Origin of the sequence: Verrucosispora sp. ts21, assembly GCF_002879555.1 — a bacterium.
Lineage (GTDB): Bacteria > Actinomycetota > Actinomycetes > Mycobacteriales > Micromonosporaceae > Micromonospora > Micromonospora gifhornensis.
This window is the reverse complement of record NZ_PNOZ01000008.1, coordinates 53325-75277: the sequence shown is the minus strand read 5'-3', so window position 1 is coordinate 75277 and position 21953 is coordinate 53325. Positions and strand designations below refer to the sequence as shown.

The following is a 21953-nucleotide window of genomic DNA, read 5'->3' as shown; positions in this document are numbered from 1 at the left end:
CCGTGCCAGCTTGCGCGAAGCGAGTACGGCGGTCATGGCTTTGGCGAAACGCCAGCGAACATGCGCGCGGGCATGGCCGAGTGTTCGCGTCCGTCCAGCTCGCGGCCGCCAGCCTTCGGCGTGCGGCCTCCCCACTGTTTGAAGAAGAAGGCCGTCCCCGCGTCACCGCACCGGTCCCGCAACTGCCGGACCCACAGCGGGTCCACTGGTCGGTGGGCCGGTCCGGACTCGCCCCCAGCAATGAGCCAGTCGACACCGTCTAGGTTCAAGTCGGTCAACGGGCCGAGCAGGGGTTCTGCGGAGATGAATCGAACAGCGGCTGGAACCTGCCGCAAGTCGTCCACGCGGGAGAGTTCTGTGGTGTCCTCCACGCTGACGCCCATCCAGATGTTTGGGGCCCAGTCCAGCTGCGGGGCCACCTTCGCCAGCCTGGCGGCTCGTTTGGTGAGCAGTTGGTAGGTATGTTGCGGCGTCTCGCGCATCACCTCGAATACCCGCTGCACGAACGGCAGCGGTACTCGAGCATGGAAGAGATCGGACATCGAGTTCACGAACACGATCCGGGGATCGCGCCAGCGTCGGGGGACGTTCAGGGTGTCTTCGTGTACCGCGACCCCGAAGCCGGGGCCGGAGGTTCGCGGATCACCGTCGGTCTGGTACTTGGCTGAGCCCATGGCCTTCAGCCGCTTCGACAGGGTGAGGGCGTAGCAGTTGTCGCAGCCCCGGGAGATGCGATCGCATCCAGTGGTGGGGTTCCACGTCGCCTCTGTCCACTCGATGGGACTGTGGTCCGCCACCACATCACCTCCCGACAAGCCTATCCTGTCGAACGTCCGTACGATATGGAAGGGGATCGTTGAACATCGCCGCTTCCTCGTCGCCGTCGGTGTCGCGTCACCGCGTACAACGGGCTTGGTAGGTGGATAGACGCTGGCAGTCCCGGAAGTCACCGATACAGCTTGCCGGGGCAGCGCTCGGCGTCGTATCCGAACTCGTCGCCCGCCGTGACGATCGGTTCGCCGCCAGTCAGGGGCACCCCCACGTAGAAGGCCCAGCAGTTGGAATCGCCGACTTTACGCAGGTCACGAGACCGGTAGTCGGCATCAGTGCCGAACACCTTGCAGAAGGCTGCCGTCTGCTGGCGTAGGAAGGCATCGACGCACTCGTGCCCGAGGCGCTCCAGCGTCGTTAGGTCGTTCGTTCCCGCGACCATTTCGACGTTTGCCTGCCCGCCCTTGTTGTGCTTGTTGACCTCGTGGCTGCGCACCATCGTCTCGCTGAAGAGCAGCTCAGCAGGCAGAGCCGTGGTGCGAGGAGGCGACTGGGCAGCCGGTGCGCTGGGGGAAGGTGTCAGCACCTCACTGGACCTGGGCGTGGGCTCGGAGGAAGCGGCCGGCTCCTGCTCGGCCTGAGCGCCGCAAGCAGTCGCTGACACCAGGATCAGAAGGAAGAACGCAGCGAGCAGCAGCCGGCGGTGGCGCATGACCGTATGCTGCCACCCTCCGTCAACGGCCGGCAGCGACGGGCAGCGCAGCGGTGCGGAGCCGTTCACAGTGCGGCAACAGCCGCTTCGGCCTTCTTGGCAACCGACGGCTTCACCTTGCCTGATACGCGTACGAGCACCGTTCCGCCACCGGCGCGGTAGTGGTACTCGGTGCCGAGGATCGGCATGTTCTTGAGCGCGTCCTGGATGAACTGGGCCCGCCGGTCGGCGTCGGCTGCGGTCGGAAACACCTCGATGACCATGCCTCGATCAATGGTGTACTTGTCGCCCTCAGGGTCACCACCCGGCATGTCTGCCGAAGCTCGGGACAGGTAGCCGTTAGGGCGACCGAGCAGGTCGTTCGGGTCGGTGTCCTCGGTCTGCACCGCACCGCCGGTCAGCCCCACCTTCGCGGCGGTGAGCCGAGTCAGGACGGCCTGCGCGTCGAGTGGGGCGGCCGAAGTTGACACGGCGGCCGGCGTGGCACTGGTCGGAGCATCGGCTGCGGGGCTGCTATCGGTCTCGCTGCCGCACCCACTGGCCACAAGAGTGACAGCGGCGGCCAACGCGAGGACGCAGGATCGGATGCGCATCCGACGATGATCCAGCTTGCCGCAGCCCGACGGAAGGGACGGGCCGACGGGTGGCTGTCGCATGGCCGACAGGAGCCACCAACGCTCGCTCGCCCGACGGGTGTCCCGGCGTTGCGGGTGCTGCGCGTGAGCGTTGAGGCCAGGCGTGGACCGAACGGCAGGTGCGGCGCCGTCAAACGACGTCGGGGAGTCGGCTACCGGCCTCGCACCAGGTCGGCGTCGCCGTTGTCAACGCTAAGCCGGTGGTCAATGACCTCGCTCAGTTCCCCGCGGCGTAGCGCACGCACTCACCGTCGCCGACGGTGCCCAAACCAGCTAACCAACTCTCCATCAAACCCGGGGCTTGACAGTAGAGTATCCTCGGCCCATCGGGGAAGGATCTCCCGGAAGAAGCCAGCCAGAAATAGCTTGCAGGGTTAGTTTACTGTCGGGCGTAACCCCACCCCGCTCAGCGTCGGAGGAGCAGGAGATGGCGACGGTTTTGGTGAGCCACCGTGGTACCGACAGCGACGCCGCTCTCCGCCTCGCCGTCCAGTTGAGACGGCGCGGACACCAGGTATGGCTGGACGAGTGGGAGATTGCCGTCGGTGACTCTATTGTCGAACGAATCAACGCGGGCCTTTCCGGCGCGGCATACCTCATTTTGTGCTGCTCTGGTCACGGCGTCCAAGCGCCTTGGATGAGCCGGGAGTGGATGTCGGCGCTAGCCCGTCAGCTCGACGGCGCAGCGGTGAGGGTTCTGCCAGCACTTTTCAGTGGAGGCGTACCGCCGGACATCCTGGCCGACATCAAGTACGCGGACCTCCGTACAGACTGGGACGCCGGCGTCGCCCAGATCTGTCAGGCCCTGCGTTGAGTCTATGCGTCGCTGCGTTCATCTAGTCACCGCGCGTGGAGAGGAATACCTTGCCGCTCGCCTGACGCAGCCGCTCGAGGAGGCGGGCTTCACGGTAAGCCATGACGGGACAATCATGGTTGGCGAGTCCCTCATCGAGGAACCAGCCAAGCTGTTGGCCACCGGCGTTCCTGTGGTGCTGTGCGCCACCGTGCGGGCAGTCGGCAGCTCCTGGGCGCACCGGCTGGTCAACGCCGCGCACGCATCTACGACAAGCCGTGTGTACGTCGTCCAGATGGAGGAGCAGGCCTATGTCCAGCATCTGTCGCTGGGCACCAAGGTCGCCCGGTACGACCAGCATCCGCAGCGAGCCGTCGCAGACCTGGTCGAAGCTTTGTCCGCACATTTTCCGCCACCCAACTTGAACTCGGGGGGCGACTCCACGCGGCCGGCCACCGACCACTTCCTCGACCAGCCGACCGCCGAGACTACCTTTAATCCTGAAGCGGTCTCTCGGTTCCGCGTGCAACTACGGGACGAAGCCAAGCAATCATATCCGGATTCGCTATCCCCCCATGACTTCCTCAACAGGGCGAACCTGATCTCCGAAGCCAGTTTGACACGCGCCGGGCTGCTACTCTTCGGGCAAGCGCCAGAAAGAGTACTACCGACAGCAATTGTCCAGTGTGCCCGCTACCATGGCAGGGAACGGACCTCGCCACGTGAAATCGTCCGAGTCACTGGGCCATTATTTGACCAGATTCTCGCCGCCTGGCAGTTTGTCGCAGATAGAGTCTCTTTGGGCGAGACAACGACACAACGCGGTGTACAGTCGGTTGCAATCTACCGCTACCCGATGATGGCGGTACGGGAAATCATCGCAAACGCAGTCGTACATCGACGGTACGAAAACGTTCAAAGTTGTGTCTATGTACGACTCTTTATTGACCGATTGGAAATCACCAGTGCCGGGGAATGGGTCGGCCGGCAAATCACCGACGATACTACCAGCGACCTTGCCGAACTCGAGAGCGAATCCCGGAGCCGCAACTTCCGTCTAGCCCACATGTTAGCCGCTGTCAAAATGTTCGAAGGGGAGGGGAGCGGAATTCCAACCACCATCGCCGACTGCCGCGCCTACGGTGCCCCGGAGCCGAAGGTGATACAGCGGGCGGATTCCGTGACGGTCGTGCTCCAACCCCGGCCAGCGCAGGGTCAGGAATTGACGGAACGGTGGCAGGCAGACATGGTGACGGAGGTCGTCCCGCGGCAGCTTCCTGCTCCAGTGTCGACGTTCGTTGGTCGATCGCCTGAGCTAATGCAGCTCGACGCCATTCTCTCAGCGCGGAACGACGGGAGTCCCGCGACACTATGTGTAATCACTGGCTCACCTGGTATCGGCAAGACCGCACTCGCGTTGCAATGGGCACACCGAGAACAGGGGAGGTTCCCCGATGGCCAACTCTACCTCAATTTACGAGGGTTCGGATCGGGGACGCCATGCACACTCGCAGAGGCGCTAGGCAGTCTACTTGGTTCGCTCGGAATCCGGAAAGAGCGGATCCCCGTCGAGACAGAGGCTCAGGCTGGCCTGTTCCGTTCGGTCATCAGCGGACGCCGGATACTACTCGTGCTTGACAATGCCGCAAACGCGGCCCAGGTACAGCCGTTGTTGCCGGCCAGTTCGACCTGCACCACCTTGATCACATCTCGACGCAGCCTGGCCGGACTGATCGTGTCCTCCGGTGCATCGTCGATTACCCTCCCCCCACTACCCCACGATGACGCGCTTAGCCTTCTTGGCCGCCACGTCGGTGCACACAAGATCGAGACTGAATACGAGGCCGCGCTGACGCTAGTTGGGCTCTGCGGCGGACTGCCGTTGGCGTTGGGCATCGTCGCATCCCGGGCCGCTACACGTCCGGAGTTGCGACTGTCCGACCTCGTATCCGAGTTGACCTCCCGCACACACCTGCTTGACGGACTCGACGCAGGCGACGACACGGTGAACATCCGTGCCGTATTCTCGTGGTCCTACCAGCGATTAACATCTGCGGCTGCGTCCCTGTTCCGATGGATCAGCCTGCACCCCGGACCGGACCTGGACACCTACGCGGCGGCCAACCTGGCTGGCGAAGACCTATCCCGGACGCATGCCATCCTTGATGAGTTGACCCGTGCCCATTTCCTAGATTGGCGTCAGGCCGGACGGTTCGGGCTGCACGACCTGCTCCGGGTATACGGCCAGGAACGGGCACACATCGAGGACGACCTCGAACAGCGGAAATTGGTAGTTCACAGGATGCTCGACTACTATGTACGGACCGCAGTGCTCGCCGACCGGCACCTTGACGACTCCTGGGAAGCCATCGATCCCGACCCCGCCGCGAGCGAAATCATCCAACCCGATCTGGCTGAATACATCAAGGCGTTTGACTGGCTCTCAACCGAACGGCCCACGCTGGTGGCAGCCGTCCGGTACGCAGCTCAGCATCAGGACTTCGGTAAGTACGCCTGGCAGATCGCCTGGGCACTAACTACGTTCCTCTACAGGCACGGGTACTGGCATGAGTGGGCCGCAGTCAACGAAATCGCACTCGCAGCTCTCCGCCAGCAAGGTGACGCTCGCAGCCAGGCCCGGGCACACCGGATCCTCGGCAGCGCGTACGCCCGGCTGGAACGCTACGAGATGGCGGCAGGACACCAGGAGGAAGCGTTAAGGCTATTCCAGCAACTCGCCGACCTCGATGGACAGGCGCACAGCCATCTGATGCTCGGCCGCTGCTACGCCTGGCAGAGCCGGTACGCGGACGCATTGCTCCACGCACAGCAGGCGCTGACGACCTACCGCGAGACTGGAAACCGTGCCTGGGAGGCACGTAGCCTGACAGACGTCGGCCGCATACACGGATACCTCGGCGACCACAAACAGTGCATCCAGCTGTGTCAAGTTGCGCTCAAACTCTGCCGCGCGACCGGCGATGATGACGGGCAGGCGGCGGCCCTACACACACTCGGTCGCGCCATCATTCGCCTCGGCCGCTACCGTGACGCGGTGGCACCATTGCAGGAGGCAGTACGCCTCCGCAATCGCCTTGCCGACCAATATGAGGAGGCCGAGACCCTGGTTGACTTGGGCGACGGGCTGCACGAACTGCGGGATGCCGCCGCTGCCCGAGATGCCTGGCAGCGCGCCTTCGACATCCTGCAGGCGCTGGTGCACCCAGCAGCCGAGGATGTACAACTAAAGCTTGCGGCCGTCGCTCCGGACCGTACTGCCAGCTGAAGCACAGCTGGCATGCAGCGATGCCAGAGGGTGCCCCCAAGCTTGGGAAGGACGGAACCCGGCGGACGCCGGTCGGTTCCCACGTTCACCACATGATCTATCAGCCAGGGAGGTGCCCAGCTCTACTCCGGCAGCATCGCCACTGCTACGCCGCAGACCTTCACCATGGCCTCCCCACCGCCGGAGCTAAACGGCTTCGGAGTCCACCCCGGCGGCCGAAGCCTCGGGGTCGTGCGCTGCTCACCGGCCCATATCCACCAGATTGGAGCCGGCTTCGCTGTTACGAAGCGTCAGACACTGGTTCACTCGCGTTACACCTACTGGCCTCGCCTCGACGAACCCGCACCGTCTGGCAGTCCCGGCACGTCCCGCTTTTGGCAGGGCCGCTTGCCGTCCACCCCGCCATTGCGCAGGTCAGGCTGCCCCCAGACTTCTGCCGAGCCGCTGCGACGGCCCGGCGGGAAGGTCTCTCACCCTCCTCGATCACTCAGCGCTACGTGGCGCACAGCTCGGCCGCGAAGAAAGCCGACGCGGCCTTCAAGATCTCATTCGCCCGCCGCAACTCAGCCACTTCCCTACGCAGCCGGCGATTCTCCTCAGCCATCTCACTGCTCGGCCGACGTGGTCGTCACGGCTCGGGCTGAGGACGCCGCCGTGCGGACCGCCGACGAGCTATGCGCGGAAGGGCTGTCCGCATCCAGCCATCAACTCGACATCGCCGATCCAGCCAGCGTCGCTCGCGCCATGGCCGACGTTGGCTACCAGTACGGCCGCCTGGACATCCTCGTCAACAACGCCGGCATCGCCATCGACCGTGGCCAGGCGGCAGCCAGCGCCGACCTGGAGAAGGTACGCGCCACCCTGGACACCAACATCATGGGAACCTGGCGTTGCTGCACCGCAGCCATCCCCGAGATGAGGAAGAACAAGTACGGCAGGATCGTGAACGTCTCCAGCCACATGGGCACCTTCGGTGAACTGGGGCCGGGCAGTGTCTCCTACCGGGTATCCAAAGTCGGAGTGAATGCCCTGACCCGCATCCTTGCGGCTGAACTCAAGGACGATGGCGTCCTAGTGAACGCCGCTTCGCCCGGAAAGGTCGACACTCGCCTGGCATACGGAAAGGCGAACTCCACGCCGGAGGAAGCTGCGGACACGTTCGTGTGGCTTGCCACGCTTCCCTCAGACGGCCCCACCGGGGGACTCTTTTTCCAGCGACGGTCCCTCGACTGGTAGTTCCGGCACCGGAAGGTAGCGGCAGTTCATTGAGCAGCGCGATCCCCATGTCGGGGTACTGGTTCGGAGGCCATTCCAGGTACGCCGATGACTGCTGGTCGTTCGTGGCCAGATCCAGAACCGGCTACAGAGGTTAAAAGGTTGACGTCCGTCGGCGTGTCGGCGTGATCTGGGTCGATGGGTTCGGTGGGCCGGGGGTACGAGGTATTCGGCTGGTGGTGGCATGAACGCGGCAGCTCGGGTCCGGCGTGAGAAGGTCCGGATCCAGGCCGCGACCATGTTCGAGAGGTCCGTACCGACCGTGCAGATCGCTGCTGAGCTGCGGGTTTTGAGAAGTCGGTGCGTCTGTGGCGGCGACGGTGGACTGCTGGCGGAACGGAGGCTCTGGCGTCGGCCGGGGCGGGCGGTTCGGACTGCAAACTCTCCGTTGAGCAGCTGAAACAGCTGGCCGAGATGCTCGATGAAGGTCCGATCCCACACGGCTGGGACGATGCCCGCTGGACCCTCACGCGGGTGGTCGAGGTGATCGAGCGTCGTTTCGGCGTGTCCTACACGCTGCGCGGGGTGTCCTATCTGCTGCATCGCATCGGGTACAGCCAGCAGGTCCCCGCTCGTCGGGCGGTCGAACGCGATCCGGAAGCTGTCGCCGGCTGGCATCGCGGGCGGTGGCCGTCGGTAAGAGGTTAGCGGCGGCGCGGGGCGCCTGGATCTGCTTCCAGGACGAGGCGGGCCAGGTCATGCGACCGCCGGTGGCCAAGACGTGGTCCCGGCGCGGGCACACGCCGGTGGTCGAGGTCTGTGGCATGGGCTCCGGCCGGGTCTCGATCGCCGCTCTGGTCTGCCTCAAGCCCGGACAGCGGGGCCGGCTGATGTGGCGAACCCCGACTGCACCGTGGCCGCACAGGCAAACGCGGCAGTTTCAGCGAGGACGACTAGATCGCCTTCCTCGACCAAGCCCACCAGCGCCTGCGGGCACCGATAGTGCTGATCTGGGACAACCTCAACGTGCACGTCAGCCGCCGCATGCACACGCTGATCGCCGCCCGGCCGTGGCTGACCGTGATCCGGTTACCCGCCTACGCTCCGGACCTCAACCCCACCGAAGGCGTCTGGCGCTGGATGAAACGCGGCCTGGCCAACACTGCCGCCCGTAGTGTCGACCACCTCGCCGAACTGGTCAAACGTCGGCTACGCGCTTGTCAGCAACAGACCGATCTCCTCGCCGGCTTCTTTGCCAGCACCGGCATGACCCTCGAACCCGAACCACCGAGATAGCTCGAACCTTGGCCTTTCAACCCCTTGTAGCAAGGGTCGCACTGCAGATCCGGTACGCCTTCCCCGCTGCGCGTCGCTGCCGGCGCCCGTCGGAGAGGTCCCGATGGGCGCCGGCCTGTCCGGTCGGGCAAAGCATCGAGGCCGACGCGGTACGCTCCCTGTCCTGATCGGTGCTGCGGAGGGTGATGCTGGTGGTGATTCCACGGGTACCGTGGCGGTTCGGCCCGCAGATCGTTCCGCCCCTGAGCGGGCCCGGCGTCAGCCGTGTCGCGTGCGGGCTGGTCAACGGCCGCCGCGTCGCGCTCGTCCTCGAAGAACACCGCTTCCGCATCTGGAGCATGGACGACCATCAGCAGCTCGGCGACCCGATCACGTTCCCGGACCTGGGCACGAAGTGGGGCATCGCCTACGGGATGATGGGGGAAAGTCCGGTGGCGGTCGTCGTCGGCGGTGGCCTGTGGGCGTGGGACCTACTGGAGCGGCGGCAGCTCAGCCACGCCAGCACTCGGCTTGGTCTCTGGGATGTCGCCTGCACGCAGCTCAACGGTGAATTGGTCGCGGTAACCGGTGGTTACGCCCACGACGTACAGGTCTGGAATGTGGCAGCCGGAACGCGGCTCGGTGGCCCGATGCGCGGTCACACCTCCGTCATCCGGTCCGTAGCCTGCGGGACGATGCGCGGCCGTCCGATCGCCGTCACTGCCGGCGAGGACCGGACCGTTCGGGTCTGGGACCTCGGCCGGCGCGAGCAGATTGGCCAGCCGCTTCGCGGCCACGACGCCGAGGTCGACGCGGTGGCGTGCGGGGTCCTCGACGGCCGGCCGATCGCCGTTTCCGGCGGCAGGGATCGCACCGTCCGGATCTGGAACCTCGACAATCCCGGCCGGCCCGCGGCGACGCTTGTCGGGCACGGTGGAAGGGTCGGTGCCGTCGCCCTCGCCAAGGTGTCCGGCCAGCTCGTCGCGGTCAGCGCCGGAGAGGACGTGCGGGTGTGGGACCTGCGGCGGCAGCTACAGCTCGGACCACCGCTGTTCGACGGCCGCGACATAGGCGTCGTCTCATCGTTGGCATGCGGTACCCACGGTGGCGGCACGCTCGTGCTCGCAGTGAGTTCCGGTGAGCGGGTCCGGGTCTGGGACCTAGACGTCCACCGGGAGCTGGGCTTCGACAGACCGGACAGGTACGCCTCCGAACTCCCCACGAGCTGGACCGACCCCGCCACCGGCGATGTCTACGACCTGACCCGCGAGCTTGTTGACGCCGAGGGCGGGACCTGGGAACTCGTCGACTACGACGGCACCGAGCCGATCGTCTGCGAGCACCCGCTGGACCCGCGAGCCACGTTCGGCATCGCCGACGCGCACGCGGAATACGACTTCGGCAACGTCGTGAAACCGAAAGGCGACCTCTGCCGCCGCCCGTCCCACCGGCTCGACGACGAGGACGACTGGCTCGACGGCGACGACGACCTGTAGGCCGAGGCGGAGCCCGCCCGTCGTGCGGCTCAGCGGCACCGAGCGAGGAGCGAGAACGAGTTCGGCAGCCGGCCGTCCCAGGCGGCGGCGGTGACGCCGCCTGCCCGCCAGAACGGCTCGGCGTACTCACCGACGTGCAGGATCTCCATACCGGCGACCGCTACCGCGGTGATGATCTGACCGAGGTTCCACTGCCACTCGACCGCGCCGTTGCCGGGGAAGGTGTCGTTGACATGGCTGGCGGCGAAGTAGCTGCGATCGGGGACCACCGAGATAGCTCGGACCTTGGCCTTTCAACCTCTTAGCACTGCCAGATGGTGAAAGAGCAGAACGGCGGCGGAAACCCCACCACAGCGCTCGACGCCCGTCCGCGCACGCTCCGTGGGAGGTCAACCTCTCGACACCTGGACTTCCTGCTTCCCGTGGTCAACGCCACCTCAATCAGGCGGGTCCGACACCCGTGAGTAATTGACGGGTGACGTGAAGGTGATCCTCATGTTTGACTACGTCGATGGGGGCGGCGGACGTTCGGCTGTCGATTGACTGCGGTAGCGCCAGCACCGTGGCGGTGGTGGCGTGGGCTGACGGTCGTGCATCAGTCCTGTCGTTCGACGGTGTGCCGTTTCTGCCGAGTGCCGTGTATGTGGCTGGCGATGGGCGGGTGTGGACGGGGCAGCAGGCGTGGCAGGCCGCCGAGAATGAGCCCGGAAGGTTGGTGCCGAGTCCGCGTCGTCCCGCTGACGGTGATCTGGTGGTCGACAGGACGCGGGTGGAGGCGGTGGATCTTGCTGCGGCGCCGCTGCGTCGCGCCGCTGCTGAAGCCGAACGGGTCGCTGGTGAGCCGGTGCGGGATGTGCACCTGGTAGTGCCGGCGGGGTGGGGGCCGCGTCGGCGTACCTGGATGCGGCAGGTCGCCCATCGGGCGGGTCTGACGCAGCCGCGTCTGGTGGAGGCCCCGGTGGCGGTGGCCGAACACTTGGCGGCGACCGGTGTGCGGCTGCCGGTGGGGGCGTGCCTTGTCGTGTGTGACGTCGGCGCGGGAGCTGAGGTGACGGTGCTACGTCGGCGGCCGTCCGGCTTCGAGGTGCTTGCGACTCTGGCTGACCCTGCGGCGGGAGGCGCCAGCGTCGATTCGACGCTGACAACGGCGCTGACAAACGGCCGTGACATGGCTGCGGACGGCATGGCACCCTGGGCGACGGCGGAAAGCGTACGCGTGGCGAAAGAGGCTTTGATCTCTTACCCGGCGGTCACGGTACCGCTGGCTGGCCAGGCTCCGGTGATCGCGAACCGCGCCATGCTCGACGAGGCTGTCCGGCCCGTGGTGCGACGCGTCGCGGACCTGACGCAGCAGACCATTGCCGCCGCTGAACTGGCCGCCAGCGACCTGGCAGGGATTTACTGCGTGGGAGGCAGCGCTCGTCTACCGCACCTGGGCGAGGCGATCGCCGAGCACACCGGAGTCATGCCGACCGTTGTGGCCGAGCCTCAGCTCGCCGCGGCGCTCGGCGCTGCCGAGGTTGGCTCCACGAACCCCGGCACAGCGGGGGCGGTGGACGTGCCGGTGCCGCCGGTGCGCAGAGCGATCGGGGTCGCGGTGCCGGGGTTTGCGTCTCTGGCGCTGTTCTGGCAGTGCATCGTGACCGCCGAGCGGCACAACGTCACCCTGGGAATGCACTACTGGGTCGCCTTCAACTGGGGTGAACTGGCGATGGCGGCCGTATTCGCCCTGCTGGCATGCCTCGCTGCGGGAACCGTCCTCGGTTCCCTGATTGCTGCACGCAGTCCCACGCAAGATGTCCGAACGGAGGGCGGGAAGGTCAGCATCGGAATTCTCGCTGCCGTCTCCCTCGGGGCCGCCATCGCGGGCCTCTACGCGGTGGTCACCAGCCAGTACTTCACCCTGCCGGTAGGCGGCTTCCTACGCTGGGCGTTGTGGCCAATCGTCCCCATCGCGGTGTTGGCGATGGTGATGGCAGTGGTTGCCGCACGGCAGTGGCGTACGCCGCACGGCGGCTGGTCGGCGTTGCTGGCCGCACCGACGGGCTCTGTCGTCGCTGCCGCCCTGGGCATGGGTCTGATCCAGTATTCGCTGACCGCCGACCGGTGGCCGCACGTGATGATGTGGGTCGACCTCGCCGGCCGCGTCGGCGGGCTGTTCCTGGGCGTCGGGATCGTCATGGCAATCGTGACGCCGCTGATGTTCCGCATCATTCTGGCCGCACCGGTCGCGGTGATCAGCGCCGCGATCGTCAACACACAAGCCACCGGCATCCTCGCCGTCTGCTACGCCCTGGCCGTGGCGGTGTGGTGGGCGGCCCGACTGTGGACGCGCATCGTCCATCCCACCACCGCTGCTGCGGCATCCGTCCGCCCTCTGGCGGAAGGTGGATGAGGTGCGCTGGCCACGGCAGCTGACGTCGCTGCTGTCCGTACTCGTACTGTTGACCGGTCCGCCGCTGCTGTTACTGACCCTGATCGGCCCACCCATCAGCGGCTTGCCGAGCACGGCGCAGGTGCGGGCATGGGTGCAGCAGCCGTTGACCGAGCAGACGCTCACCGCCGCGCTGACGATCGGGGCATGGCTGGTCTGGCTGATGCTCGCCTACACCGTCGCCGTGAGAGTCGTCATCCGTCTCCGCGCAACCTCGGCATGGCTACGGCGGCTGCCACTGCCAACGCCGTTGCAGGCGACGGCCAGCGGAATGGCCGGCGCGGCCGTCTTCGGCGTCACCACCAACACCGTCCCCACCACCCCAACGCAGCCACCCCACCCGGTGGCAGCGGACGCGGTCGCGCTTCAGAACGAGGCCAGTCCTGACGACCACGACGAGGCCACACACGATGACGGGATCGACGTGTCCGGGGGCTGGCTGCCCCGGGACGTCGCCGAGCAAGTCGCTGCCGCCGCAGCATTGGTCTGGCTACGCCGCCGCCGCGACTACCAACCCCGTTCCGCCAACCGCAAGGATGCAGACCTCGCCCCGCTGCCTCCCACCGTCACCGCCGTGCAGGCCGCACTCGCCGACACCCCCACCCCACCGGCAGCACCCATGCCGCCGAACGGGATATCTGCCCTTATCGGAGTCCTACCGGACGGCGGCGTGGGCCTCACCGGACCAGGCGCGCTGCCCGTCGGCCGAGGACTGCTGGTCACCGCTCTCCTCGCCGGGCACCACCATTTCGCGACAACCCTGATCGCCACCCAGGCAGCCCTTGCCAGTCTCCTCGGACCAGCCGCAGAAACGCTCGGCCCTCGTCTACCGCTGACAATCGTTGACAACGTCGACGAAGCAGCGCAGCTTGTTCACGAAGCCGATGCACACGCCATCGATCAGCGCCAAGACGCCCCGCCACATGCACTCAGCCATCGACGGATGGTGCTCCTCGGTGAACACGAGGGCGACGGGCCCCGGGTCAAGAAGCTTGTCGAAGCGAGCGTCGCCACCGGTGCCGTGGTGGTCGTGCTGGGGCAATGGCCCGCTGGCCCGACCTGGCACGCCGACTCGACAGGCCACCTGCACGCCCCACACCACGCCGACGGAACCGGACCACGGCTGTGCGTCCTGGACCAGATGGCGGCCACCGACCTGCTCGCCATCATCGCCTCTCCCAACCCGGCCACCCCGAGCCACCCCCTGACCCAGGCACGGTCACCGGAGATGCGACTGCCGCGCCAGGCCACCCGACACGAACCCCGCCTCCCTTCCCCCACACCCCGCCAACGGCTACACCTGCGCGTCCTCGGGGATCCACAACTCCTCGTCGACGGTGAACCCCTCGCCATCCGCCGCAGCGCCGCGCTCCAGATCCTCGTCTACCTCGCCGCCCATCCCACCGGCGCCGACACTCCACAACTCACCGACGCCATCTGGCCAGGTGTACCCCGCCGATCCCTCACCGGACGGCTCTACACTGCCCTCAGCGATCTACGCGGCACCATCCGAGCCGCCTCCGGCCTGCACGTCATCGACCACGTCGACGACCGCTACCGCCTCAACGCCGCACACATCGCCGTCGACCTGTGGCACCTGAGCACCGCCATTCACCACGCCACCACGCCGCTCACCAACACCCACACCGCCTGGCAAGCCGTCCTCGACGCCTACCCCGCCGACCTCGCCAGCACACGCACCTGGCCCTGGCTCGACCCCATCCGCGAAGCAACCCGCCGGCAGATCATCAACATCTGCGTCTCCCTCGCCACGGCAGAACCTGACAACCACCGCGCTCTCCAACTGCTGCAGGCCGGAATCCGCATCGACCCCTACAACGCCGACCTGCACACGCACGCCAGCCGCATCCTCACCGCCCTCGGCGACCACAAGGCCGCCACCGAACTCCACGACCACTACCAACGAACCCTTACGCGCACGGGCCTCGACAACCCCGCCTCCCACCACCTCCCATCCACCAGCATCCGGCAATAGGCCGTCCGACGGGGCCGCCGCGAGGCTCGGCGGACCTCCTCGCCAACTTGACCGAGAAGACACCGGATCGCCGTGCAAAGCACCCAGCCCCGCCCACTATCGAATCGCGAGTCGCTACCCGCTACTACTCTGCCGATGTCTGCGCATGGACGCCCGAGCACCAAGGTAGGTACGGCTGCGGTTGCCTACCGCGCCGCTCTCTACGCACAGCGACGGGGCCCTTTGGCAGGGGCAAGTCGGTTGCAACACGTCGCGTCTCGTCCTCGTGTAACGCGGCAAGCACCTCTGCCTACTCAGCCTTTCAAGCAGGCACGTGCACCCAACTTCCCCTTGGCCCCGCTTGCGCTGCGACACCATGAGAAATTGTCGGGCACGTTTCTTCGCCCAGGCGAGCAGCAAGGCGGGGTTCTGCTGCCCGGCTTCGCATACGCCCACTAGTTCCGCGGATTGCCCTGGCCCTTTGGTAAGGCCGGCGTTGGTGAGCAGCCCTGCCGCTGCTCATGCGGGCGATCCGGGCGGTAGCCGCGGACACTGACCTGTGGACCGACTCGACCTGGGTGGTCGACTCCACCCCGGTCGAGTGCGGCCGGTCCCGGCCCACCGCGCGCCGCTCCCGGTTAGCGGGCTGGGCCAGCTACGGCTACTGCTCGTCGCACTCGCGCTGGTTCTGGGGCCTGCGACTACACCTCATCTGCACCCCGGCCGGCCTGCCCGTCACCTGGGCCCTCGCCAATCCGAAAGTCGACGAACGGCAGGTGCTGACCGCCGTACTCGAACACGACCCGGACCTGGTGGCCGAACGCCACGGCCTGCTGATCATCGCGGACAAGGGCTACGTGTCCGCCGAACTGGACCGCTGGCTGGCCGAACGCGGCATGCGGCTGCTACGACCCTCCTACAGAAACCGCACCCCACGCCCCGACGAGCACCTCCTCAAACCGATCCGGCAACTCATCGGGTCGGTCAACGACACACTCAAAGGCCAACTCGACCTCGAACTACACGGCGGCCGCAGCACCGAAGGCGTCGCCGCCCGCGTCGCCCAACGACTCCTGGCCATGACCGCCGCCATCTGGCACAACCGGACCACCGGACAACCCGTGACCAGGTCCCTCATCGCCTACGACCACTGACCAGGGTTAGGACTTACTCGTCTAGGCCTGTCGACCGTCGTGCCCGAGCGGATCAGCATCAGGTGTGACGACGGTGGCGGTATCGGATGGTTCGATGAGGACTTCGACGGGGCCCGCCAGGACAGCAACCCGTCCGGTCGGACCCTGGTCACGGATCACTCTGACCTGCTCGGCGGCGACGGTCAGGCTTACCCGTACCGTCGCCGCACCGCCAGGCACGACCAGCCCACCGCCTGCATCCCCGACTGTCCTCCTTACCCCTACCGCACTGTCCTCGGATCCAGGCGCAGGCATGCCCGAGGGCATCTCCAGTGCGGGGTCCACCTCGGGGTCTGTGGCGTGTCCGTGAATGATGAAGAAGCCGAGTTCGGCGTCGGTGCTCTTACCGAGAACCTCCCGCAACGCCGTGCGGCAATGCTCATAGGGCCACCGGTGTTCACCGCGTTCCAGCTTGCCCACATAGCGGGCGTCGACAGCGACCCGACGGCCCGTGCGCCGGTAGGCGTACGCGTTGACCGCATCCGCCAACTCCTGACGCGACATCGGCCGCCCCGAACCCGAGGGAGACCGCTGCGCCAACCGCGCCGCGCGCAGCAGATTGTTCGGCCCCGGTCGATAACCCACGACGAATCCCGTCTCCTGGTCTGTCTACTGGCATCAGCTGGCTGGCAGCGGAGCGAGGGATGTATGCGGTGGGCTCGCCGACCGAATCGGCAAGCCCACCGCCGTAGGCCAGCGACTGGGAGTAGGTCGCCGGTCACCCGCTCTCGCAGCCGTGCTGGCGGTACGTGAACGGGGAGTCATCCGTGCGGTCGACGGAGTGCCCGCCGCGCATTGCCGGTGTGTCGGGTCGCAGTCCGGCCTGCCGCCGTGAGGCACGTCCATTGGCTCTCCCTGGCGTGACATTTCCGCTGGCCCGCCGGCGCGCCGGAGGTCAGGATGGTCCTGGGCCGGTACGCCAACGTGTTCCTGACGTCCACGATCGCCGACGGCATTGGCCGGGGATAGGCCCAGCGTGGTGGGTCACGGTGGGCCTCACCGGGTCTGACCTGGGTCGATGCGAAGCGAGCAGACGGTCCGTCAGTACGGGAGCTGGTTCAGAGGATGTGCCAGCGGCGGAGGTCCGCCCCGTCGTCAACGAGGCCCGCGATCCGGTGGTGCACTTCGTCGGCCGCGTCGGTCCCAGGTCGGGACTTTCGGGCGTTGGTCGCGATCATCTGCAGCTCACGGAGCTGGCACAGTTCCTCGAACTGTGGCCAGGATGTGGCATCCCAGCCGTAGGCGGCGGTGAAGTCGGCGAAGGCTCCCGGGCCGGGCGGGTCGAAGCGGCGGCAGTGGACAGCGATGGTGGCGATGTCCCACTCCCGGGGTCCGAGAGCGGCGCCGTCCCAGTCGGAAAGGACGGGCCTGCCGTCGAAGCGCCGCAGTGCGTTGCGGATCTGCGGATCGGACTGGATCAGGCTCGCACCTCGGGGAAACCGCATCGATTCCCAGCCGGTGGCCAGCGTTTCGAGCCGGCCCATCAGCAGATCCTGTTCCTTGTCGTTCAGGATTTCCGAGCGGGCGACGGACCGCTCGATGCTGTGGATCGGTCGCAGCACGGGCAGCGGCACCGGTGGAGCCGGCAGGGCGTGCAGATCTCGGAGAAGCGTGCCGAGTTCGGAGACGGTGATGGGGTTGTCGTGTGCCGGGTCCAGACGCTGCCAGACCGTGACGACGTGCCCGCCCGCCAGGACGGGCTGGGACAGCCCTGGGTGAAGGCCCACCGTGGGGAAGTCTTGGGCCTCCAGCCAGTCGACCACGGCCACCATCGCGTGCACCTGTTCCAGGTCCTGGTCGCCGGGGGCGATCTTGACGACCACGTCACCGACTGCGTAGACGGCGTTGGTGTGGTGTCGCAGCAGGATCGCGTTCGAGTCGGGGTAGCCGAGGAGACGGCATACCTCGGCGAGCACCGGCCGGGTGCGCGCCTCGACGAACATGGGGCTCCTAGGGACCAAGTGCGGCTGTGGTCCCAAGCCTACGGGCGCGCTCGCGGCACGCCCGCACATAGTCGGTCAACATGGCGGCCGCGCCCCGCTGGCCCTTGTCAGGGATCGCGGTGACCACGTCGGTGGCCCTGTTCAGGATGATCTCCGTTCGCTGCGTCTCGGGCAGGTCCGCGACGGCGTCACGCGCGGTCACCGCCGCTTCGGTTGCCCGCCGGTCCTGCGCGAGGCACATCGACCGGTCCAGGGCGATGAGCGCCACGTCGATCGGTACGGCCGGAGCCGAGCCGTATAGCCGCAACGCCTCGTCCTGGACCCGGTACGCCTCCCCCGTGTCACCGAGCCAGGTGTACGCGCCGGAGAGGTATAACAACAGCCGCTTCGCTGGAAACCTGAAGGCGACGTCGGTGTCCTCATCGCCAGCCTGATCGAACAGCCGACGCGCCTGGTCGATGCCCGACCGTGCCTGCTCGGCGGCGCCGATTCGGGCCAGGGCACGCGCCCGCCCTGCGGCTGCCAAGGCACCCGGCGATGATGCGATCGACGTGACGGCCAGAGCAGCATCAGCCAGGGCCACGGCTTGGGTCGGATCCCCGAAGTAGTACGGCAGCATCGCCGCTTGGGCCCGCACCAGTACCCGAAGCTGAGCCTGCCCGCTGTCGTCCGCCGCGTGGATCGCCGTGCCGTACCACCGTCGAGCCTCGGCCACCTCCCCGAGCCTCATCAACGCATCAGCACACATCGTCGCCAGCACCGCCGCCACCCCTGACAGCCGGGCCTGGACCGCCGCCGGCTGCCGCCGCAGCGACAGCACCTGAACCTCCCGACAGTCGGCAGCCAACAACGACAGCATGACCTGGGGCGACGCCGAGGGATACACCCTCATGTGCTCGCTGGCGGACTCCTCGATCAACTCAAGTTGCCGAGGAGCGACACTCGCCGACGCCAGGGCCTCATCCATGCCCAGCCGAAGGCTCGCCAGGCTGTTGACCGCCATGCTGGCAAGCGATCGGTCCGCGCCACCCTCCGCCACCCGATGACCGGGGGCACGAGACACATCAGCGTCCTCGTCTCGACCGAGACCCATAGCCAGACGCGGAATGTTCAGACCAGCAGCGATCCGCTCCAACACCTCGTAGGCCGTGACCTGCCGAACGCCCTTGGCTATCTCAGCAGCCCGGTTGGGCGAGACACCGACCAGAGCGGCGATCCTGCCGTACGACACGCCTCGCGCGTGCAGGAAGCGGAAGACAGCAGTGACATCGCGCCGCCGCAGAACCTCACCGATCGGTCGGCCGTTCCAACGTCCCGAGCTCCACCACTCGGGATCCACCTGCGCGGCCACGATCACCCCCGATCGAACGACGACCACTGCCAGCACAGCGCACCCGCGTCGCCACATCAAGCCAATGGCGGTCTAGCGGGGCACCACCACCTCAGAGTCGGTGCATGCAGCAGCATCCGGAACACCCACGATGGGGCCTCACCATGTCTCGGCAAGGGGGGCCTTGCCCAAACGCCGCTCGCGCAACCGGGGCCGCCAGCAGCGGGCAGACGCCCCGGAGGGCTAACGTCGCACGAGTCCTGCTTCGTCGCCGCGAAGACGGATTCACGAGCACCGACATGACCCAAGTACTGAGATCCGCACCCCACACGAAGGGCAGAATGCCGTTAGCATGGCAGGGTTGGGCGGTGTCCGGCGTATGACTGCTGGCGTCGTCGCACCGGGTTCCACCTGAAGCGGAGCGGCCGCCAACTGTGGCGTTTTACGCGTTTTCGGAGCCACGCGCGACTTCTTGCGTTTGGGGCGTTTTCGTTTGCCGGCCGAGCCTAATGTAGACATGCCAGGTGGAGGAAGAATTCTTTTCACCAGGTCGGTCGATACGTTCGACCATCCCTTGCTGCGAAGGTAACGCGATATCTCCCAGGTAGCCCACAGAGGTCGGAGGGCATGAATCTGAATAACTGCTCGACGAACTTCGCCCATAGGTATGATCACCGCTTCGAGCGCAGGCACAGGCGCAGGAAGCGCTCTCTTGGGCGACTTCGGAGTACGCTTGATCCTGGGCTGGACGCGGCGTACGGCGACAGAGATTTCTTTCGGCGTCAGACGAGCCCAGCCGCCGCCCTTGCGATGAAGGATGTCCGCACGGAAGCCTGTGCCTTCGAGCGCAGAATTGCGAGAATCTCACTCTCGAGTTCGCGAACCGACGGCTTGGGTGCATTGCGGGCCACCGCCGACGTGGGGGTTGTCTTCGCCTTGCTTCCTCGTGCGGCAGAAGGCTTGGGTTTGCTGACAGAAGGCTTGGAAGGGCGGCCGGATCTGGCGGCAGCCGAGTCGAGCCACGTGTCAGGACTCCGATCCATAACATCATCATCGGTCCTGTCGTCCGCCGATGAAGAGCCACGATTGAGGTACCATTCATCGATTGTGCGACCCACCACCAATGTGCCCCCTCCGACCGCACCCATTGAATACCGATGATGCCAGTTGCAGGGCGCGACGTCGATGCGCAGGCCGTTCACGGCCATCCAGGCCAGTGCGGGAGCTGATCCGAGGTCGCTCCGCCACGCCCTCGACGGCGCGAGCGTTGGCGCGCTGCAACCGCATCAACGACGCCCTCCACCCGCTCTTGAACGCGGAGGCCATCGGCCCAGACCAGGTGCGCTACCACCGGCTCTCCCGGGACCTCGTCCGGGACATCCTCATACGCCCTCGGCCGCCCCGCCTGGCTGTCGAACTCAGCGAACGGATGAGCGTCCGGTCGGGTGGGCCGCGCTGGTAGCCGTGATCAGATCAACCGGCTCGTGTAACCGGCTGCCACCAGTCGCTCGAAAGCCGCCCGCACCTCGTCCGTCATCTCCTGTGGGATCGCGAACCCGCGCTCGGCGTACACCTCGATCCGCTGGGTGTCGCCGACCAGCATCTCCACCACCCGCCGCGAGTCGCCGATGCTGCGTACGTAATCGTCGAGATTTAGCGGGTTCGACGTGCACACCACATCGATCTCTGGCCACATCAGCTTGCAGGTGGCGTACGCACGGCGCTGCTGGTACGGCCGCGACATGATCACCGCTGACCGCACCGGGATACCCCGTTCGGCCAGGAGTTGCCGGGTGTACTCCATGTTCTGGGCGGTGTTCGTCGCCCGTGGTTCCACGAGAATCGAGTCCGCCGGCACACCCTGCTCCATCGCGTACTCGCGGTAGTGCACCGCCTCGCCACGAGGGAACCGCTCCACCGTCGTCGGCGCATTCGCACCCGTGAACACGATCCAAGGAAACAACCCCTCGTGAAACAGACGCGTCCCGATCACTGCAACACCAAGGTCATGGCTACCCAGCCCGATCCCCACGTCACACTGACGTAGCTCATGGCCCATGTCGTGGTAACGCCACAGCGTGTCCACATCGCCACGGATCTCGTCGGGAATCAAAACGCTCGACGCCGCCGCGTGCTCATTCATCAACAGGTACCAGGCAGAACGTCACCACGGCCCCTCGCCGGGTCTTCCCAACGCCGCCAGGCCCATCCTCGCCACCTTCACCGGCACGACAGCGGCGACCGGTTCATCCTTCTCGCTGAGGTAGACGACCTGCCCCTCACGACCACTCCTCAGCAGCTCAGACAGCACGGCCAAGACCGGGACATCATCCGGCGTGGCGTAGGTCCGCACCAGGTTCCCTCATGCTGCCAGCGTACGGGGTTACGCGGCGGCACGGCGGGTGCCCGCGCCCGCCCGGGTGAAACGGCGGTTCGCCCCGCAGCCGGGGGGTGGCGGAGCGCGATCCCGACGAGGGCTCCGAGCCGCTCGACGGGGAACGCCCCGTCCCTGACCTGCTCCTTCAGCAGGTCAGGGCTGGCGGGCTAGGTAGACAAGACGCGCACAGCAACGCGCCGATCAGCCGGTAGAAGGCAACGGCCAAACGCTGGTCCCATGTTGGCGTGCTTCTGCAGGGCGTCCGGCCCGACGATGGTCGGAAGCGGCAGCAGCGCCGTGGTGAACAGCACGAACAGGTCGGTCCATTACAGGCCGCGATCGATTGCTGGATGCAGTCGAACGCCGCCTTGAGGTTGAGCCATACGACGGGCACGTACGAGTAAGAGGGCAAGGTAAGCGACGTGCTCGGGCACGAGAATGCCGAAGGTTTTACGGCGGTGGGTGACGACGGCGACCATCCCACCTGCCCCGCAGCGAGTACAAGCCCTGACCTCCCT

At 66.6% G+C, this 21953-nt stretch carries 17 protein-coding genes and 1 pseudogene; 9 read left to right on the top strand and 9 right to left on the bottom strand.

Going from position 1 to position 21953, the window contains the following annotated elements:
- Positions 1–32: 32 nt before the first annotated feature.
- The 3 genes from C1A38_RS05305 to C1A38_RS05295 all read right to left on the bottom strand — a co-directional run bounded on the left by C1A38_RS05305 (position 33) and on the right by C1A38_RS05295 (position 1953).
- Complete coding sequence (locus tag C1A38_RS05305) at positions 33–797, bottom strand: DUF5131 family protein (RefSeq protein WP_102656756.1); 765 nt, start codon at positions 795–797, stop codon at positions 33–35.
- Between the two features lie 149 nt (positions 798–946).
- Complete coding sequence (locus tag C1A38_RS05300; RefSeq protein WP_102656701.1) at positions 947–1483, bottom strand: hypothetical protein; 537 nt, start codon at positions 1481–1483, stop codon at positions 947–949.
- A 65-nt stretch (positions 1484–1548) separates the two neighbouring features.
- On the bottom strand, positions 1549–1953 hold the full coding sequence (locus C1A38_RS05295; RefSeq protein WP_102656700.1) for a hypothetical protein: 405 nt from the start codon (positions 1951–1953) through the stop codon (positions 1549–1551).
- A gap of 592 nt (positions 1954–2545) precedes the next feature.
- Here C1A38_RS05295 and C1A38_RS05290 point away from each other — a divergent pair.
- The 6 genes from C1A38_RS05290 to C1A38_RS05265 all read left to right on the top strand — a co-directional run bounded on the left by C1A38_RS05290 (position 2546) and on the right by C1A38_RS05265 (position 10183).
- The gene (locus C1A38_RS05290) at positions 2546–2932 is read left to right on the top strand and encodes a toll/interleukin-1 receptor domain-containing protein (RefSeq protein ID WP_102656699.1); all 387 of its coding nucleotides are present in this window, start codon (positions 2546–2548) and stop codon (positions 2930–2932) included.
- A gap of 4 nt (positions 2933–2936) precedes the next feature.
- Positions 2937–6197 carry a tetratricopeptide repeat protein gene (locus tag C1A38_RS05285; protein WP_102656698.1) on the top strand — a complete coding sequence of 1087 codons (3261 nt, stop codon included), beginning with the start codon at positions 2937–2939 and terminating at the stop codon, positions 6195–6197.
- 621 nt (positions 6198–6818) lie between these two features.
- Positions 6819–7433, top strand: coding sequence for an SDR family NAD(P)-dependent oxidoreductase (locus C1A38_RS05280; protein WP_102656697.1), 615 nt, complete (start codon positions 6819–6821; stop codon positions 7431–7433).
- Positions 7434–7772: 339 nt separating this feature from the next.
- The gene (locus C1A38_RS05275) at positions 7773–8120 is read left to right on the top strand and encodes a winged helix-turn-helix domain-containing protein (RefSeq protein ID WP_199180087.1); all 348 of its coding nucleotides are present in this window, start codon (positions 7773–7775) and stop codon (positions 8118–8120) included.
- Between the two features lie 249 nt (positions 8121–8369).
- Positions 8370–8708, top strand: a complete 339-nt coding sequence (locus C1A38_RS05270; protein ID WP_502696919.1) for a transposase — start codon at positions 8370–8372, stop codon at positions 8706–8708.
- Between the two features lie 191 nt (positions 8709–8899).
- A complete protein-coding gene (locus C1A38_RS05265) occupies positions 8900–10183 on the top strand; it encodes a WD40 repeat domain-containing protein (RefSeq protein WP_199180086.1) in 1284 nt (427 codons plus the stop codon).
- 29 nt (positions 10184–10212) lie between these two features.
- Here the strand turns inward: C1A38_RS05265 and C1A38_RS05260 are convergent, their stop codons facing one another.
- On the bottom strand, positions 10213–10452 hold the full coding sequence (locus C1A38_RS05260) for a hypothetical protein (protein WP_199180085.1): 240 nt from the start codon (positions 10450–10452) through the stop codon (positions 10213–10215).
- Positions 10453–10745: 293 nt separating this feature from the next.
- Here C1A38_RS05260 and C1A38_RS05255 point away from each other — a divergent pair, with 293 nt between their 5' ends.
- The 3 genes and pseudogenes from C1A38_RS05255 to C1A38_RS05245 form a co-directional block, all read left to right on the top strand.
- Entirely contained in the window at positions 10746–12578 is a 1833-nt protein-coding gene (locus tag C1A38_RS05255) for an Hsp70 family protein (RefSeq protein WP_233196639.1), read from the top strand.
- Between the two features lies 1 nt (position 12579).
- Positions 12580–14613 (top strand): AfsR/SARP family transcriptional regulator, encoded by a 2034-nt coding sequence (locus tag C1A38_RS05250; RefSeq protein WP_233196638.1) that lies wholly within the window; start codon positions 12580–12582, stop codon positions 14611–14613.
- 482 nt (positions 14614–15095) lie between these two features.
- A pseudogene (locus tag C1A38_RS05245) lies at positions 15096–15746 on the top strand (IS982 family transposase); the annotation flags it as partial.
- 21 nt (positions 15747–15767) lie between these two features.
- Here the strand turns inward: C1A38_RS05245 and C1A38_RS05240 are convergent.
- The 5 genes from C1A38_RS05240 to C1A38_RS05215 all read right to left on the bottom strand — a co-directional run bounded on the left by C1A38_RS05240 (position 15768) and on the right by C1A38_RS05215 (position 21411).
- Positions 15768–16370 (bottom strand): helix-turn-helix domain-containing protein, encoded by a 603-nt coding sequence (locus C1A38_RS05240; RefSeq protein ID WP_146017440.1) that lies wholly within the window; start codon positions 16368–16370, stop codon positions 15768–15770.
- Positions 16371–16843: 473 nt separating this feature from the next.
- Positions 16844–17728: a phosphotransferase gene (locus C1A38_RS05235; RefSeq protein WP_102656692.1), complete on the bottom strand. Its 885-nt coding sequence runs from the start codon at positions 17726–17728 to the stop codon at positions 16844–16846.
- 7 nt (positions 17729–17735) lie between these two features.
- Complete coding sequence (locus C1A38_RS05230; RefSeq protein WP_199180084.1) at positions 17736–19136, bottom strand: NsdA family TPR-like regulatory protein; 1401 nt, start codon at positions 19134–19136, stop codon at positions 17736–17738.
- A 1390-nt stretch (positions 19137–20526) separates the two neighbouring features.
- Positions 20527–21207 (bottom strand): YdcF family protein, encoded by a 681-nt coding sequence (locus tag C1A38_RS05220; protein WP_199180089.1) that lies wholly within the window; start codon positions 21205–21207, stop codon positions 20527–20529.
- A 15-nt stretch (positions 21208–21222) separates the two neighbouring features.
- Positions 21223–21411, bottom strand: a complete 189-nt coding sequence (locus C1A38_RS05215; protein ID WP_102656688.1) for a hypothetical protein — start codon at positions 21409–21411, stop codon at positions 21223–21225.
- Between the last annotated feature and the right edge of the window lie 542 nt (positions 21412–21953).